Raw genomic sequence first — 14,785 nt, 5'->3', positions numbered from 1 at the left:
CCCTCGTCCCTTCGGGGACGAGGGCCTTCGCAGGATCCCTCAGTGCTTGGACATCGCGTGCGCGTTCATCCAGGACGGGAAGGCCGCGATCTTCGCGTCGATGACGAGGGGCCGCGTCCGCGGTCCGGCCAGCCACGCGCGGACGGGCTCGATGTCGTCGAGGCTCCGCACGGTCACGGCATCGCAGCCGTAGCCGCGGGCGATCGCCGCGATGTCGGTGTCGGGGAAGACGACGGTGCGCAGATCCTCCGTGGTGAAATGCTGTGCCTCGGCGCCGTACGCGTCGTCGTTGTAGACGACCACGACGATGCCGAGCCCCAGCCGCACCGCCGTGTCGAGTTCGACGTGCGACATCATGAACGAGCCGTCGCCGAGGCCGACGACCGGCACGCGGCCGGGAGAGGCGACTCCGGCGCCGATGCCGCTCGCGAGCGAGAGCCCGATCGACTGGAAGGCGAGGGGGAGCACGAACCCGCGCTCGTCCGGGACGCGGAGGAACATGGCGGGGTAGCCGCAGAAGTTGCCCCCGTCGACGGTGAGCACGCGCTCGGAGGGGATCAGGTCATCCAGCGCGATCGTCAGCGTGCGGGGGTCGATATGCGCGTCGTCGCCCTCGTCCTCGTACGGGATGTCGCGCCAGCGGCGCGTCTGGTCGATGCGCGTCCGCACCTCGGCGGTGCGGTAGCCGCCGGACGGCGATCCGCCGTCGCGCGCCAGCAGCGCCTCGACGGCGCACGCGACCTCTGCCGCATCGCCGATCACGCCGAGATCCACCGCCTGATGGCTGCCGATCGCGGCGGCGCGGTCGTCGACCTGCACGAGGGTCTTGGCCCGCGCGAGCGCGCCGTTGCGGGTCGTCCAGCGGGTCAGGACCGCGCCGAAGGCGACCACCAGATCGGCGTCCGCGATGAGGTCGGCGACGGGATCGGTTGAGAAGCCGCCCATGACGTCGACGCTCCACGGATCGTCGGCGAAGAGGCCGCGCGCGACGGCCGAGGTCGCCAGCAGCGCGCCGGTGGTGGCCGCGAGGGCGCGCAGCTCGGCGGCCGCGCCCCGCGCGCCGCGGCCGGCGACGATGACGGGGCGCTCGGCGCGGCGCAGCAGCTCGGCGAGCTCGCGCACCGCGTCGGGCGAGGCATCCCCGGACCGGATCGTCGCCGGGAGGCGCACGTCGGCCGGATCCCAGTCGATCTCGGCGGCCTGCAGGTCGAGCGGAAGGGACAGCACCACGGTCCGGCGCTGGGTGACGGCGTCGGCGAAGGCGCGGCACGTGTCGGCCACCGCGGTGGAAGCGCGGTGGATGCGGTGGGGCGAGGCGCCCAGGGCGGCGACCGCAGCATCCTGATCGATGTAGAAGTTCGAGGTCTTCTCGTACGCGGGGGTGTCGCCGCTCACGACGATGATCGGCGTGCCGCTCTTGGCCGCCTCGCCGATCCCGGTCATCGCGTTCGTCAGGCCGCAGCCCTGGTGCACGCTCACGGCGCTCACCCGGCCGGTCACGCGCGTGAAGGCATCCGCCATACACGTGGCGCCCATCTCGTGACGCGTGGCGACGAACGGGACGCCCGCTGCGATGAGGGCGTTGGTGACGTGGAAGTTGCCGCTGCCCACGACCCCGAAAGCGTGCGCGACGCCGAGGTGGGCCAGTGTGCGCCCGACCGCCTCCGCGACCGACACCCGCATCACGCGACGGCCTTGCCGTTGTGCGACTCGAACAGCTGCTCGGCGTCGAGCGGGAAGTGGCAGGCGGCGAGCTGGCCGGCCTGGCCGCGCAGCGCGGGAGTCTCCGTCGCGCAGATCTCCTGCGCGAGGGGACAGCGCGTGCGGAATCGGCATCCGCTCGGCGGATTGCTCGGCGACGGCAGCTCGCCGTGCATGCGCAGCGCCGAGGTCGCGGCGCGGCCCGGGACGGCGTCGAGGAGGATCTGCGTGTAGGGGTGCCGCGGCGTCCGGAACACCTCCTCGGCGGGGCCGAGCTCGCAGAGGCGGCCGAGATACATGACGGCGACGCGGTCGCTGATGTGGCGGACGACCGACAGGTCGTGCGATACGAAGAGGTAGCTGAGGTTCAGCTCGCGCTTGATGCGCTCGAGCAGGTTGATGATCTGGGCCTGCACCGACACGTCCAGCGCCGAGACGGGCTCGTCGCAGACGAGCAGCCGGGGGCTCAGCGCTATCGCACGGGCGATCGCGACGCGCTGGGCCTGGCCGCCGCTCAGCTGACGCGGATACCGCGGTCCGTGGATCTTCGGATCGAGCCCGACGAGGTCGAGCAGCTCGGCGACCCGGGCGGCGCGCTGCGCGGGCGTCATCGAGGTCTCGAGGCGGAGCGGCTCGTCGAGCGACTTCTCGACCGTCCAGCGCGAGTCGAGCGACGACATCGCGTCCTGGAAGATCATCTGGGTGTCGCGCCGGGCCGCCCGCAGTCGCGCCCCGCGCAGCTGAGAGAGGTCTTCGCCGTCGAGGAGCACGCGTCCGCCCGTCGCCTTCGTCACGCCGAGGATCGTCCGCACGAGCGTCGACTTGCCGCTTCCGGTCTCGCCGACGATGCCGAGGGTCTCGCCCGGGGCGAGGGTGAACGACACGTCGGAGACGGCCTGCACCTGGTCGCGCGAGCTCGTCTTGAACGTCTTGACGAGGTTCTCGACGGTAAGGAGCGGGGCGTGGTCGTCAATCGCGGGCATCGGATGCTCCGTTCGCGAGGGGGTGCCAGCAGCGGAAGGAGTGCTCGCCGGTGCCGGTGAGCTGGGGATCGCGGGTCGTGCACGTCTCGGTCGCGAAGGGGCAGCGGGGCGCGAACGCGCACCCGTCCGGCAGGTTGCGCAGATCCGGCGGACGCCCGTCGATGACGGGCAGCAGCGAGTGCGGCGGCGAGTCCGGTTGCGGCACCGCCGTCATGAGGGCCTTCGTGTACGGCATGCGCGGACGGTTGATGACGGCGCCGACAGGCCCGTCCTCGACGATGCGGCCCGCGTACATCACCGCGACGCGATCGGCGTGATCCTCGGCGATGCGGATGTCGTGGGTGACGAGCACGACGGCCGTGCCGTTGCTCCGCTGCAGGTCGCCCAGCAGCCGCAGGATCTCGGCCTGCGTCGTGACGTCCAGCGCCGTCGTGGGCTCGTCGGCCAGGAGTACGCGCGGGGCGCAGCTCAGGGCGATCGCGATCACGATGCGCTGCCGCATGCCGCCGGAGAGCTGGTGGGGATACTCGTCGTACCGGCGCGCCGCGTTGGGGATCTGCACCTGCTCGAGCAGGTCGAGCGTGCGCGCCTTGACCTTCGCCGAGGAGAGCCCCCGTTCGTGGATGCGGATCGCCTCCGCGATCTGCGCGCCCACCTTCACGGTGGGGTTGAGCGACCGGAGCGGGTTCTGGAACACCATCCCCACCTCGGACCCGCGGATGCGCCGCCAGTCCGACTCGGCGAGGGACGTGACATCCCTCCCCCCGATCAGGATCGACCCGCCGGTCACCTGACCGCCCGGAGGCAGCAGTCCCATCGCGGCCTTCACCGTCATCGACTTGCCGGCGCCCGACTCGCCGACGAGCGCGAGCATCGCGCCCGGCTCGACGGCGAGCGAGACGCCGTTGACGACGTGCGCCTCGCCGAGGCGCACGCGCAGATCACGCAGCTCCAGGGCGGCGGCGGTACCCACCGCAGCCGACCCGATGATCGCTTCTGCCATGGTCGTCATCGCTCATCCCTTGCTTGGCGCAGCGACTCGCCCAGCAGGTTGAGCGCGCCGATCGTGAGGAACAGGAAGGCGCCGGGAACGAGCACGACCCACGGCGTGTCGGCGAGCGACTGCTGGCCGCTGGCCATCATGTTGCCCCAGCTGGGCGCGGGCGGCCGGATGCCGAGGCCCAGGAAGCTCAGCGTCGCCTCGATGATCATCGCCGTGCCGCACTGCAGGACCGCGAAGGTCAGCAGCGGCGAGGAGATGTTCGGGATGATGTGCCGGCGCACGATCGTCGACTCCCGCACACCCGCGAGCCGCGCCGCGACGACGAATTCCTCCCTCCGCACGGACATCGTCGAGGCCCGCGCGACCCGCGCCGTGGCGGGGATGAGGAAGATGGAGACCGCCCAGATCTCGTTCATGAGACTGGGACCGAGGTACGCGGCGATCGTGAGCGCGAGGATGAGCGCCGGGAACGCGAGGAGCACGTCGAACACCCAGCCCAGCGTCTTGTCGGTACGACCGCCCCGGTAGCCGGCGATCATGCCGAGCGTGCCGCCGACGACGAGGCCGATCAGGGTGGCGCCGATGCCGACGATGAACGAGACCCGCCCGCCGTAGAGCGACCGGGACAGCATGTCGTTGCCCAGCGCGTCGGTGCCGAGGGGATGCCCCGGGGTCAGCGGAGGCAGTCGCGCATCGATGAGGTCGCCGCCGGAGGCGGGCGGGAGGGGGAAGATCGCGGGCACGATGAAGCACGCGACGAACATGAGGATCAGGACCCCCGCGGCGATCTGCGCCAGCCCGATCCGCCGATGCCGGCGGATGCGGCGGGCGGGAGGCGGGACGGCGAGGGAACGGGTATCAGGCGTCAGCGTGATCATGGCGGATCCTTGGGTCTACGACTCCGTAGAGCATGTCGATGACGAGGTTGACGATGACGACGCTCGCGGCGATGAAGACCACGATGCCGAGGACGACGGGCACGTCGCGCGACGTGATGCTCTGGATGAGCAGCGACCCGATGCCCGGGACGCCGAAGATGCTCTCCACGACGACCGAGCCGCCGACGAGCAGGCTCGTCGTGAGGCCGACCATCGTCATCATGGGGAACACCGAGTTGCGCAGGACGTGGCCGTAGAGGATGCCGCGGCGCGGCACGCCCTTGGCCCGCGCCGTGGTCACGTAGTCCTCGCGCGTGAGCTGCTCGGCCATGTCGGCCCGCAGCAGCCGGGAGAAGTACGCGAACGGCGTCGCGGCGAGCGTCAGGGCGGGGAGGAACGCCGTCGAGAGGTTGCCCAGCGGGTCCTCTGTGAACGGGATCCACCCCGACACCGGGAACCAGTGGAGGTTGATCGCGAAGATCAGGATCACGATCAGGCCGATGAGGAACGACGGCGTCGCCAGGAACGAGAAGCTCAGGAGGCCGAGCAGCCGGTCCACGACCCCGCCGGGCTTGCGCACCGCGATGAGCGCGGCGGGGACCGCCGCGCCGATCGCGAACAGCAGCGCGAGCCCGACGAGCTCGAGTGTCACGGGGATGCGCGGGACGACGGCATCCCACACCGGCTGGTGGTTGACGAGCGACGACCCGAGGTCTCCCTGCACCGCCGCTCCGAGCCAGAACAGGAACCGCAGCGGGATGGGCTGGTCGAGGCCCAGCTGGGCGGTCAGCGCCGCAACCTGCTCCGGGGTGGCCTGGTCGCCCAGCACGGCCGTCGCGACGTTGCCCGGCAGGAGGTTGATGAGGAAGAAGGTGAGCACACAGACGCCGAGGACGACGCCCACCAGCCGGCCCAGCCGGCTTGGCAGCTTCCGAACCTGATCCATCGCGTCCTCACCTTCCTCGCTCGTCGTCGATCACTTGCCGGACACCCACGCGGTGTTCAGGTAGAACGGGTCGATCGGGAGGTAGACGACACCGTGCAGGCGCTGGTTCTGCAGGCGCATGGGCGGCACCTCCGACAGATACACCGCCGGGACGACCTCCGCCATCCGCTCGGCCACCTGAGCGTAAATGTCCTTGCGCGCGTCCTGCCCCGCCGTCGTGCGCCCCTGCTTGAAGAGGGCGTCGAGCTCGTCGTCCTGCAGGCCGCTCGGGTTGGCGCCCGCCGTGCTGTCGAAGAACGGTCGGACGTAGTTGTCGGGGTCGGGAAGGCCCGGCACGACGAACTGTCCGGCCTCGTAGTTGCGCGAGAAGATGTCGGCGATCTTCTGCGACGGCTCGACCGTGTCGATCTGCATGTCGATTCCGGCCTTGGCGAGCTGCGATTGGACGGCTGTCATCTGCTGGAGGAAATCGGTCGTGTTCGACACCTTGAGTGAGAACGACAGGCCGCCGATGTCCTTCACGAGCTTCTTCGCCTTGTCGAGGTCGAACGCCGGGTATCCCTTGACGGTCTTGCCGGGCCAGGCCCACGATCCGCTCGCCATCATGCTCTGCGTCGGGGTGTAGTAGCCGTAGTAGAGGCCCTTCGAGAGCGCCTCCTGGTCGATGGCGTAGCCGACAGCCTGGCGCGCCCGCACGTCGTCGAACGGAGGCTTGGTCGTGTTGAAGATGATGTAGTGCACGCTCGTCGCAGGGCTCTCCTGAAGCGTCAGCGACGCGTCGCCCTTGGCCGCGTTCGCCTGTTGCGGGCCGACGTAGTCCATCATGTCGGCGCCCCCCGCCTTGAGGGTCTGCAGCGCGGAGTCCGCCGAGCCGAGCGTGCGGTACGTGACCGCGTCGAGATAGGGCTCACCCTTCACCCAGTAGTCCGGGTTCTTGACGAGCTTCGCCTCCTGCCCGACGATCTGCGAATCGAGCATGAACGGCCCTGTTCCGACGGGGTGCAGGCCGTACTCGCCGCCCCACTTCTGGACCGCGGTGGGCGATGCCATGAGCCCGACCGCCGTGGTCGCGAGCGCCGAGGGGAGAGACTCGTCGGGCTCGCTGAGCTTGATGACGACGGTCAGGTCGTCGGGCGTCTCGACCTGGATGTCGCGGGGCAGGTTGCCGCCCTCCCCCGCGTGCTGATTCGGGTCGATCTGCCGGAGGAGGTTGAACTTCACGGCCTCCGAGTTGAACGGCGTCCCGTCCGTGAAAGTCACGTCGGGCTGGAGCGTGAACGTCCAGGAGAGACGGTCGTCGGACGCCTTGTAGGACTTCGCCAGCCACGGCTCGATGTCGCCCTCCGGCGTCAGGCGGAGGAGGCTGTCGTAGATCGCGTTGATGAGGCCCTTGATCGGCGTCACCGCCGGAACCGCGACATCCAGGTGCGCCCAGGTGCGCCCGCTGATGACGATGGTCGCGTCGCCGCCGGCGACGGGACTCGCCTCGGCGGAGGGGGTCGTACCGGAAGCGCCTCCGGCGCTGCAGCCGGCGAGCAGGAGAGCTGCCGCCACGAGCGCCGTTGCTGCGAGACGTACACGCATGTGCGTACTCCATTCGGGTTTGGGTCGGGGCAGGGAACCCCGATGAGTTGGATGGTATACAGTGCACATTAGACTGTCAAGGACTCTTTCCGCCCCGATTGGGGGCTCATTCCCGCCCTGACAGCGACAGGGTGCATACGGTATGCCTGTGAGACAAGAACCCTTCGAGGAGATCGCCATGACGCAGCTCCCTCCCGCGCGCTTCATCGACGCAGCGGCGGACTCCGCGCCGAAGCTGGGCGCGACGCACCAGCCCTTGCGCGAGCGGGTGCGCGATCTCATCCGCGACCGGATCGTGCGCGGCGAGTTCGCCCCCGGTGACCGGCTCGTCGAACGCGTTCTCGCCGAGGAGCTCGGCGTGTCGCGCGTGCCCGTGCGCGAGGCGCTCAACCTGCTGAAGGGCGAGGGATTCGTGCAGGACGTGCCCCGGCGCGGCGTGATCGTCACGATGCTCTCGCGCGATGACCTCGACGACCTCTTCGAGGTGCGCGAGGCGCTCGAGGTGCAGAGCGCGCGGCTCGCATGCCTCCGCGCGAGCGACGCGGAGCTCGCCGCCCTGGCGGATCTCGCACGTCAGGCCGACGAAGCGCTCGCGGCGGGTGACCGTGATCGCCTCTCCGACTGCAACGAGGCGTTCCACGACGCCATCCCGCGCCTTGCGCACAATCGCATCCTCGCGACCACGCTCGAGCCCCTCGAAGGGCGCCTGCACTGGCTGCTGCGCCAGAACCGCTCGCCCGGCGTCCTGATGGACGAGCACCGCGAGCTCGTCCAGGCCCTCACCGCTCGCGACCCCGAGCGGGCAGAGGAGATCGCCCGCCGGCACGTCCACACGAGCCGCATGATCTGCCACGAGCTCATGTTCGGCGAGACGGACTGAGCCCGGCTCGACACCGACCCTCACACGCCGCTGCCGCAACGGCGGTTCTTCGTCGAGCCCGGATGCCTTGACTGAGCTTCTGAATTTAGGGCTACCGGATGCTGTATACCATCCTCTATGCTGATGACCGGGGTCGCTGAGACCCCCGCGAGTACGAGGAGGTAGGCGTGACCACGACCAAGACGATGTCGCGACCTTCGCTTTCCGAGGCGGCCTCTGAAGGCCGGATCGACGCCATGGAGGAGCTCATCTCCGGCGGCGCCGACCTCGATTCCCCCGATGCCCGGGGCCGGACGCCGATCCTGCTCGCCGCCGCGGCGGGACAGTATGACGCCGTCGCGCTGCTCATCGCCCGCGGCGCCGACATCGATCGCCAGGACAACACGTGCCTGAACCCGTTTCTCGTCGGCTGCACGACCGGCGACCTTCGGCTCGTGCGGATGATGCTGGACGCGGGTGCCGACCTCACGAGACTCACGCGCTTCGGCGGCAACGGCCTCACCCCCGCAAGCGAGAAGGGCTTCCTCGAGATCGTCGAGGAGCTGCTCGTGGGCACCGACATCAACGTCAACCACACGAACGGCGTCGGCTGGACGGCCCTCATCGAGGCCGTCATCCTCAACGACGGCGGCCCGCGCCAGCAACGGATCATCGAGCTGCTGCTCGAGCACGGCGCAGACCCCCTCATGACCGACAAGTACGGCGTCACGCCCCGCGAGCTCGCACTGCGGCACGGGTACGACGAGATCGCTGCCATCATCGAGGCCGCGGGCGGCTGAGTCGCGCCTTCACACCACGAGAGGACCGGCGGATGACAACGACCGCACCAGACCGCTCCCCCGACGCGCGCCGCGCGGGCTCGCTGCCGCATCGCGTCCGGCCGGGCCGGATCGGCCTCGTCGGTCCTGCCGGCGCGGCGTCGGCAGAGCCGGCCGTCCGCGTGCACGACTTCGGCGCGGGGATCTCACGGTGGGTCGAGACGACCCACGACGACCTCGCCGATGGCGCTGCCGGCACGGGGACGATCCGCGGGATCGACGCGCTGCTCGCCGACGACGAGACGGGAGTCATCCTCGTCGTCGCGTTGTCACCGGCTCCGGAAGCCGCGGAACGCGTGCTCGAGCGGGTGCGGGGATGCCGCAAGCCGGTCGTCGTCTGCTTCGTGGGCGCCGCTCCTGCCATCGTCGACGGGGCGTCGGCGTGCGGGCTGACTCTCCACACGCGAACCAAGCCGGCCGCGCTCGCCGCCGTGGCGGCGTCGGGTGTCGACGAATCGACCCTCGACCTCCACGCGCTGAACTGGCCGCTCATCCACGAGGTCCGGAGCCTGCTCGCGCCGCCGCAGCACGAGATCCGGGGCCTGTTCACGAGCCGCGCACTGTGGGCCGAGACGGCTTCTCTCGTGCGCGAAACACACGGCGACGTCGCAGCCATCGCCGCGATCCGCGGCACTGAACCCGCGGGCCTCTCCCGCGGCCATGTGCTCCTCGACCTCAGCGCCCTCGACGATCCGGCAGTCATGTCGGCGGAGCGGGCGCGACACCTGCGCGCCGCCGCCGACGATCCCATGGTCGGGGTGGTCGTGGTCGACTTCACGCTCGGGAGGCACCCCGATCCGGTGGGCGCGCTGGCGCCGGCGATCGTCGAGGCGAAGGCGATCGCGACCGCGCAGGGGCGGCACCTCGAGGTGCTCGGGTACGTCCTCGGCACCGAGGACGACACGCCGTCGCTGTCCGCCCAGGCGGCCGCCCTCGTGGCGACGGGCGCGACCTGGGCCTCGTCGTCGACCAACACGGGTCTGCTCGCACGCGAGTTCGTCGTGTCGGACTGAACGCCGCATCCACTCCCGCACGAATGAATCGGCCGCCGGCGCAATGCGCACGGCGGCCGATTCGTCGGACCGCGTCAGATGACGACGAGGCGGTTGGGGATCGTGTTGAGCTCCTCGGGCCCGTCCTCCGTGAGCAGCACGGTTCCGCCGATGCACACGCGCTGCCCGTCGCGGAGCGCGTTCGGCTCGAACGCGAACGCGTGACCCGGCTCGATCACGAAGTCGCCGTCGAGCGGGACGCCGAGCGGCAGCCGGGGAAGGCCGGCGAGGGCGGGGTCGACCTGCGGGTTCAGCCGCGTCGCCGAGTTGTAGATGGGGGGAACCGTCTGCACCATCGGTCCGGTGTTCCACGTGCGCGACGACGCCAGCGGCGCCTCCATGATGGCGGCGAGCTCGGAGAACCGCATTCCGGGGCGCAGCGCCGCGAGGCCGGCTTCGTAGGAGTCGCGGCACACGGTCTCGAGCTCGCGCAGGAGAGGGCTCGCCTCCCCCACGCACACGTCGATCTGCTGCTGCGATTCGATGCCGCCGTAGAACGCGAAGATCTCGGCGGCGATCGTGTCGCCGGGCTGCAGCACATAGGGTGCGCCGCCCATCGCGAACCACTCCGGCACGGCCCAGGCGAACATGCCGCCGCCCGCCCGCTCGAGCATGAACGGAGCGCGCACCCAGCCCCCGCCCGCGATGATCGCGTGGAACGAGGCCGCCGCGATCTCGTGCTCGTTGCGGCCTTCGCGTGCGGCCTCGACGAACGCCTCGCACCCGCGCTCGCCGAGCGAGGCCGCCTTGCGGAGCATGGCGCGCTCTTCGTCGCCGAGCACGATCGCCACAGACTCGTAGCAGTCGGCGATGTCCTTCCAGCGGACATCGGGCAGAACTGCGGCAAGCCGCTCCCACGTGGTGTGCGAGATGACGCCGGCCCACTCGCCGACGGCGCGGCTCGTGAGCCCGACGATCCCGAGGCGCGACGCCGCGAGCCCGCGATCCTTGACGCGGGCGGCGAGCTCGGCGATCGGGTTGCCGGCGACCCAGTCGGAGACCCACCGCTCCCACCGCGCACCCGGGCCGTCGAAGTGGTCGAGTGGCACGTCGCCGAGGAACATCACGGGGTCGTCGTCGCGCGTGAGGAGGGTGATCGACTTGCGCGCCTCGTTGGTGAGATACGAGTCGAGCGCGTTGCGCCCGTGGCCGAAGACGACGACACCATCGAGCTCCTCGCGCACGAGCAGATCCCTGATGCGCTGCCACCGGCGGTCGCGCTCGGCGAGGGACAGGGTCGGGTACTCGGCGTTCATTCGTTCTCCTTGCTGGACAGGGCCGCCAGGCCGGCGGGCTCGGAAAGCGGTGCGGTCACGGACTGCGTGACGGTCTCGGTGAGATGGCTGCGCAGGGCACGGGCGCTGCGCAGCAGGAATTCGAGCGGCTCGCCGGACGAGACCGGCCCGCTCAGAGCTGCGGCATCCGGAACGAGACCCTGACGCGCACGCTCCTCGTAGTCGTCGGCGAGCCGGAAGAGCTCCTCGCGCTCGTCGGCGACCTGGTCGGGATGGCCGGACTCCCACCGCTCATCGAAGAACGGGATCGGCATGGCGGCGCGGCTCGAGATGATGCCCTCGATCGAGAGCATGGGCTCCGCGGCCGCGATCGCCTCGAGGACGCCGGGCCAGTCGATGACCCCTTCTCCGACCGGCCGGAGGATGCGCGTGAGCCCGTCCTCGGCGTGGACGAGGGCCGCGTCGCGGACATGCGTCGCGCGCACGTACGGCGCCACGCGGCGGGCGGCGGCGACGGCCGACTCGCCGCGTACGAGCACATTCGCGGTGTCGAAGGTGATGCCCACGACATCCTGCCCGACCTCCTCGACGATGCGGACAAGCTCGAAGCTCGTGATTTCCTCATGCGTCTCGAGGTTCACATGCGTGCCGTGCGCGCGCAGCACGGGTGCCAGCGTCTTCAGGAAGCGCACCGTCGCCGTCAGCTGCTCCGACCACTGCACGTCTGTGCGGAACCGGTCGAACGCGTCGAGGCCGCGCAGCGAGAACTGGTAGTTGCACAGCGCGCTCCACAGTTCGTGGACGCCGCACTCTGCCGCCGCCTCGATCAGGAGGTGCATCGCCCGGCGGTAGTCTCCGCCGCCGAGCGCGCGCAGATCGGGCAGCTCGGGCACGGTGAAGGGGTTCACCTTCCCGATGCCCGCTTCGATGCGAAGGTCGAGGTCGCGCGCGCAGTCCTGCACGTCGCGCAGCTCCGCCGCGTCGAGAGCCGGGCTGAGCTCGAGGACCGAGCGGAAGTAGACCCCCTCGAACCCGAGCTCGTCGACGCGCTCCAGCAGCCCGATGGCGGTGAGGTCGCGCGCACCCGGGAACTTCGTGCTGTCGACGCCGATCCGCATGGCGCTCAGCTCGCCGCGGTGGCCAGCGAGTCGTTGATCTCCTCGAGATCGATGAGCCCGTGGTCGAAGACGTTGGCGGGGTCGTATGTCGACTTCGCGCGCACGAGACGGTCGTACTTGTCGCCATAGATCGCGCGGGCGCCGCGTGCATCGCTGTGCTCGGAGGTGAAGTTGATGTAACTGCCGCTCTCCCACTCGGCGATGGCCGCCGTGAATCGTCTGACCCAAGCGACAAGCTCCTCGCGTTCGTCCGGGTACTCCCAGTCGGCACCGATGTTGCCCGCCCACCGCGAGTGGATGCCGGTCGTCGAGTCGTTGCGGTGGTCGCGCGGGGTGAGCTTGCCGGCGATGAGCTCGAACGGGCACATCACCTGGTGGGTGATGAACGAGCTCGAGTTGAGCGGGCGCCCGGGGTACTCGTCGGCGAACTCGATCGCACTGTCGATGAGGTCGTCGGGCAGCTCACGGAACGACACGTGGCGCCAGTAGTGGCGCAGTCCGTAGCGGAACTCGTCGTCGGTCGAGTGCTGCAGCGTGACATGCGGAATGCTCCGCACACTGCTGTAGAGCGGTTCGCCGTGGTCGAAGACCCGCGCGGTGAGCGCAGGCTCGTCGGCGGGATCGCCGTACGTCACGGTCGCGACCGAGATGATCGGCTGGCCGCGGTGGGCCGCTGGGACCTGGCTCCAGTAGGGCGGGCAGCGGTAGAGGCGGACGTAGGTCGTGACGTTGTCGGGCATCGCCGGGCCGAGCTCGCGGAACTGCTGCAGGATCTCGCGGCGGCGGTCGGCGGGGAACAGCGCGAGCCGTACGGTCGCGAGCCCGGGGAGCTCGACGTAGCGGTAGACGAACTCGGTCGCGATCCCGAAGTTGTGACCGGCGCCCTTGAGCGCCCAGAACAGGTCGGGCTCGTTCTGCTCGTTCACGCGGCGGATCGTGCCGTCGGCCGTGACGATCTCGACCTCGAGGAGGTGGTCGACGGTCGCGCCGAACATGCGCGAGAGGTAGCCGATGCCACCGCCCAGGGTGAGACCCGCGACGCCGGTGTGCGAGACGACCCCCGCGGGCAGGGCGACTCCGAACGGCTCGGCGGCGCGATCGACGTCGCCCCACCGGCAGCCCGCACCCACCGTGAGCGTGCGGGCGTCGGTGTCGACGGTGACGCTGCGCAGCAGCGCGGTGTCGATCAGCACGCTCCCGTCGGAGACCGACGTGCCGGCCAGGTTGTGGCCGCCCCCGCGCACGGTGAGCGAGACGCCGTTCTCGGTGCACCAGCGCAAGGCATCGGCGGCGTGTTGCGGGGTCGTGCAGCGCACGATGGCGGACGGGTACTGGTCGATGTCGGCGTTCCAGACGCGGCGCAGCGACTCGTAGCCGGGCTCGCCGGGGAAGATGACGTCGCAGTCGACGGCTTCGCGCAGCGTCGACGTCGTCGTTCCGGTCATGCGGGCTCCTTCGGTTCGGTTCGGTTCGGTCGGATTCAGCGGGCGGCGGCGCCCGCGCTCCGTGCGGCATCCGCCGGCACGAGCGCGCGGAGCGCGGCGAGCGATCGGGCGAGGAAGTCCCGATGGTCGGCGACAGGCTCGGAAGTCGTGCGCAGCCGGGCGGCATCAGGTCCTTCGCCGGAACGGGCGAGCTCCTCCTGCGTGCCCGCGACGCGCTCGAGCTCGGCGATCTCGGAGGGGTCGAGGTCGGGGTGTGCGGCCACCCAGAACGGGTCGCGCGGCTGCAGCAGCATCTCGGCGCGCGTGCCGCCGATGCCCTCGACGATGAGGTCCACGTCGTCGCGGCCGCGCAGGGCCTCGAGCAGCCCGGGCCAGTCGATGCAGCCATCGCCGATGGGCGCGAGGAACCGCGAGATCCCATGCTCGGACGGCAGCAGCACGAAGTCGCGCAGATGTGTCAGATGCGTGAGAGCGGCGACCCGAGCGGCGGCCGGTGCGACGGCTTCGCCGCGCACGGGGAGGTTCGCGGGGTCGAGGCACACGCCGGCGATGTCCGGCCCGAGGGACTCCACCAGGCGAACGAGCTCGTGGGTCGTGATCTCCTCGTGCGTCTCGATGTTCAACCGCACGCCTTCGGCACGCAGGGTCGGGGCGAGCACCTGGATGAAGCGGGCCGTCGAGTCGAGCTGCGCCTGCCACGTCACGTCGGTGCGGAACCTGTCGAAGCAGAAGGGCGCGGGCAGTCCCGGCTTGAACCCGCCGACCGCCGTCCACACCTCGGTCCAACCGAAGCGGGCGCACAGCCGGATCATCCGCTCCATGCCCGCGCGGTAGCTTCCGCCGCCCAGCTGTCGCACGCGAGGCAGCTCGGCGGTCATGTAGGGATTGACTTTGCCGATGCCCATGCGCACGAAGAAGCCGTGCTCGTCGGCGGTGTGCGCGAACGAGGCGATCTCGCGCTCGTCCAGTGTCGGGAATGCCTCGTCGATCGTGCGCACGAGGATTCCCTGGTAGCCCAGTCCGGCGAGCGCCCCGATGGCACTGCGCGGGTCGTCCGCGAGACGGCACGCGCCATCGTGGAACTTCACGTCTGCGCCGATCCGGGTCATGGCGTTCCTTCGTTGGTATACAACCCTGTTGGT

13 protein-coding genes are annotated in these 14,785 nt (G+C 70.3%); 3 read left to right on the top strand and 10 right to left on the bottom strand.

Annotated features, from left to right (window positions below; translation table 11 throughout):
* Nucleotides 1-39: 39 nt before the first annotated feature.
* Genes ACH3VR_RS09720 through ACH3VR_RS09695 form a run of 6 tightly spaced genes read right to left on the bottom strand, consistent with a single transcriptional unit; the run spans nt 40 to nt 7,095 of the window.
* Nucleotides 40-1,683 (bottom strand): thiamine pyrophosphate-binding protein, encoded by a 1,644-nt coding sequence (locus ACH3VR_RS09720; RefSeq protein WP_397556497.1) that lies wholly within the window; start codon nt 1,681-1,683, stop codon nt 40-42.
* Entirely contained in the window at nt 1,683-2,684 is a 1,002-nt protein-coding gene (locus tag ACH3VR_RS09715) for an ABC transporter ATP-binding protein (RefSeq protein ID WP_396640586.1), read from the bottom strand. Before ACH3VR_RS09715 ends, ACH3VR_RS09720 begins: the two co-directional genes overlap by 1 nt.
* Nucleotides 2,671-3,696 carry an ABC transporter ATP-binding protein gene (locus ACH3VR_RS09710; RefSeq protein WP_396640585.1) on the bottom strand — a complete coding sequence of 342 codons (1,026 nt, stop codon included), beginning with the start codon at nt 3,694-3,696 and terminating at the stop codon, nt 2,671-2,673. The genes ACH3VR_RS09715 and ACH3VR_RS09710 overlap by 14 nt, the downstream gene beginning before the upstream one ends.
* On the bottom strand, nt 3,693-4,565 hold the full coding sequence (locus ACH3VR_RS09705; RefSeq protein ID WP_396640584.1) for an ABC transporter permease: 873 nt from the start codon (nt 4,563-4,565) through the stop codon (nt 3,693-3,695). The genes ACH3VR_RS09710 and ACH3VR_RS09705 overlap by 4 nt, the downstream gene beginning before the upstream one ends.
* On the bottom strand, nt 4,546-5,511 hold the full coding sequence (locus ACH3VR_RS09700) for an ABC transporter permease (RefSeq protein ID WP_396640583.1): 966 nt from the start codon (nt 5,509-5,511) through the stop codon (nt 4,546-4,548). Before ACH3VR_RS09700 ends, ACH3VR_RS09705 begins: the two co-directional genes overlap by 20 nt.
* A gap of 30 nt (nt 5,512-5,541) precedes the next feature.
* Complete coding sequence (locus tag ACH3VR_RS09695) at nt 5,542-7,095, bottom strand: ABC transporter substrate-binding protein (RefSeq protein WP_396640582.1); 1,554 nt, start codon at nt 7,093-7,095, stop codon at nt 5,542-5,544.
* A 178-nt stretch (nt 7,096-7,273) separates the two neighbouring features.
* On the opposite strand from ACH3VR_RS09695, the gene ACH3VR_RS09690 reads away from it, so the two are divergent.
* The 3 genes from ACH3VR_RS09690 (at nt 7,274) to ACH3VR_RS09680 (ending at nt 9,806) form a co-directional block, all read left to right on the top strand.
* On the top strand, nt 7,274-7,975 hold the full coding sequence (locus ACH3VR_RS09690) for a GntR family transcriptional regulator (protein ID WP_396640581.1): 702 nt from the start codon (nt 7,274-7,276) through the stop codon (nt 7,973-7,975).
* Nucleotides 7,976-8,142: 167 nt separating this feature from the next.
* Nucleotides 8,143-8,754, top strand: coding sequence for an ankyrin repeat domain-containing protein (locus ACH3VR_RS09685; RefSeq protein ID WP_396640580.1), 612 nt, complete (start codon nt 8,143-8,145; stop codon nt 8,752-8,754).
* A gap of 32 nt (nt 8,755-8,786) precedes the next feature.
* Complete coding sequence (locus ACH3VR_RS09680; RefSeq protein WP_396640579.1) at nt 8,787-9,806, top strand: hypothetical protein; 1,020 nt, start codon at nt 8,787-8,789, stop codon at nt 9,804-9,806.
* 74 nt (nt 9,807-9,880) lie between these two features.
* On the opposite strand, the gene ACH3VR_RS09675 is transcribed toward ACH3VR_RS09680, so the two are convergent.
* The 4 genes from ACH3VR_RS09675 to ACH3VR_RS09660 are packed head-to-tail and all read right to left on the bottom strand — an operon-like array spanning nt 9,881 to nt 14,752.
* Nucleotides 9,881-11,101, bottom strand: coding sequence for a M24 family metallopeptidase (locus ACH3VR_RS09675; RefSeq protein WP_396640578.1), 1,221 nt, complete (start codon nt 11,099-11,101; stop codon nt 9,881-9,883).
* Nucleotides 11,098-12,198, bottom strand: a complete 1,101-nt coding sequence (locus tag ACH3VR_RS09670; RefSeq protein ID WP_396640577.1) for a sugar phosphate isomerase/epimerase family protein — start codon at nt 12,196-12,198, stop codon at nt 11,098-11,100. Before ACH3VR_RS09670 ends, ACH3VR_RS09675 begins: the two co-directional genes overlap by 4 nt.
* 5 nt (nt 12,199-12,203) lie before the next feature.
* Nucleotides 12,204-13,643 carry an FAD-binding oxidoreductase gene (locus tag ACH3VR_RS09665; RefSeq protein WP_396640576.1) on the bottom strand — a complete coding sequence of 480 codons (1,440 nt, stop codon included), beginning with the start codon at nt 13,641-13,643 and terminating at the stop codon, nt 12,204-12,206.
* A gap of 35 nt (nt 13,644-13,678) precedes the next feature.
* A complete protein-coding gene (locus ACH3VR_RS09660; RefSeq protein WP_396640575.1) occupies nt 13,679-14,752 on the bottom strand; it encodes a sugar phosphate isomerase/epimerase family protein in 1,074 nt (357 codons plus the stop codon).
* Nucleotides 14,753-14,785 lie beyond the last annotated feature (33 nt).

It is taken from the genome of Microbacterium alkaliflavum (assembly GCF_044325405.1).
Classification (GTDB): domain Bacteria; phylum Actinomycetota; class Actinomycetes; order Actinomycetales; family Microbacteriaceae; genus Microbacterium; species Microbacterium alkaliflavum.
This window is presented reverse-complemented; position numbering and strand designations above follow the sequence as displayed.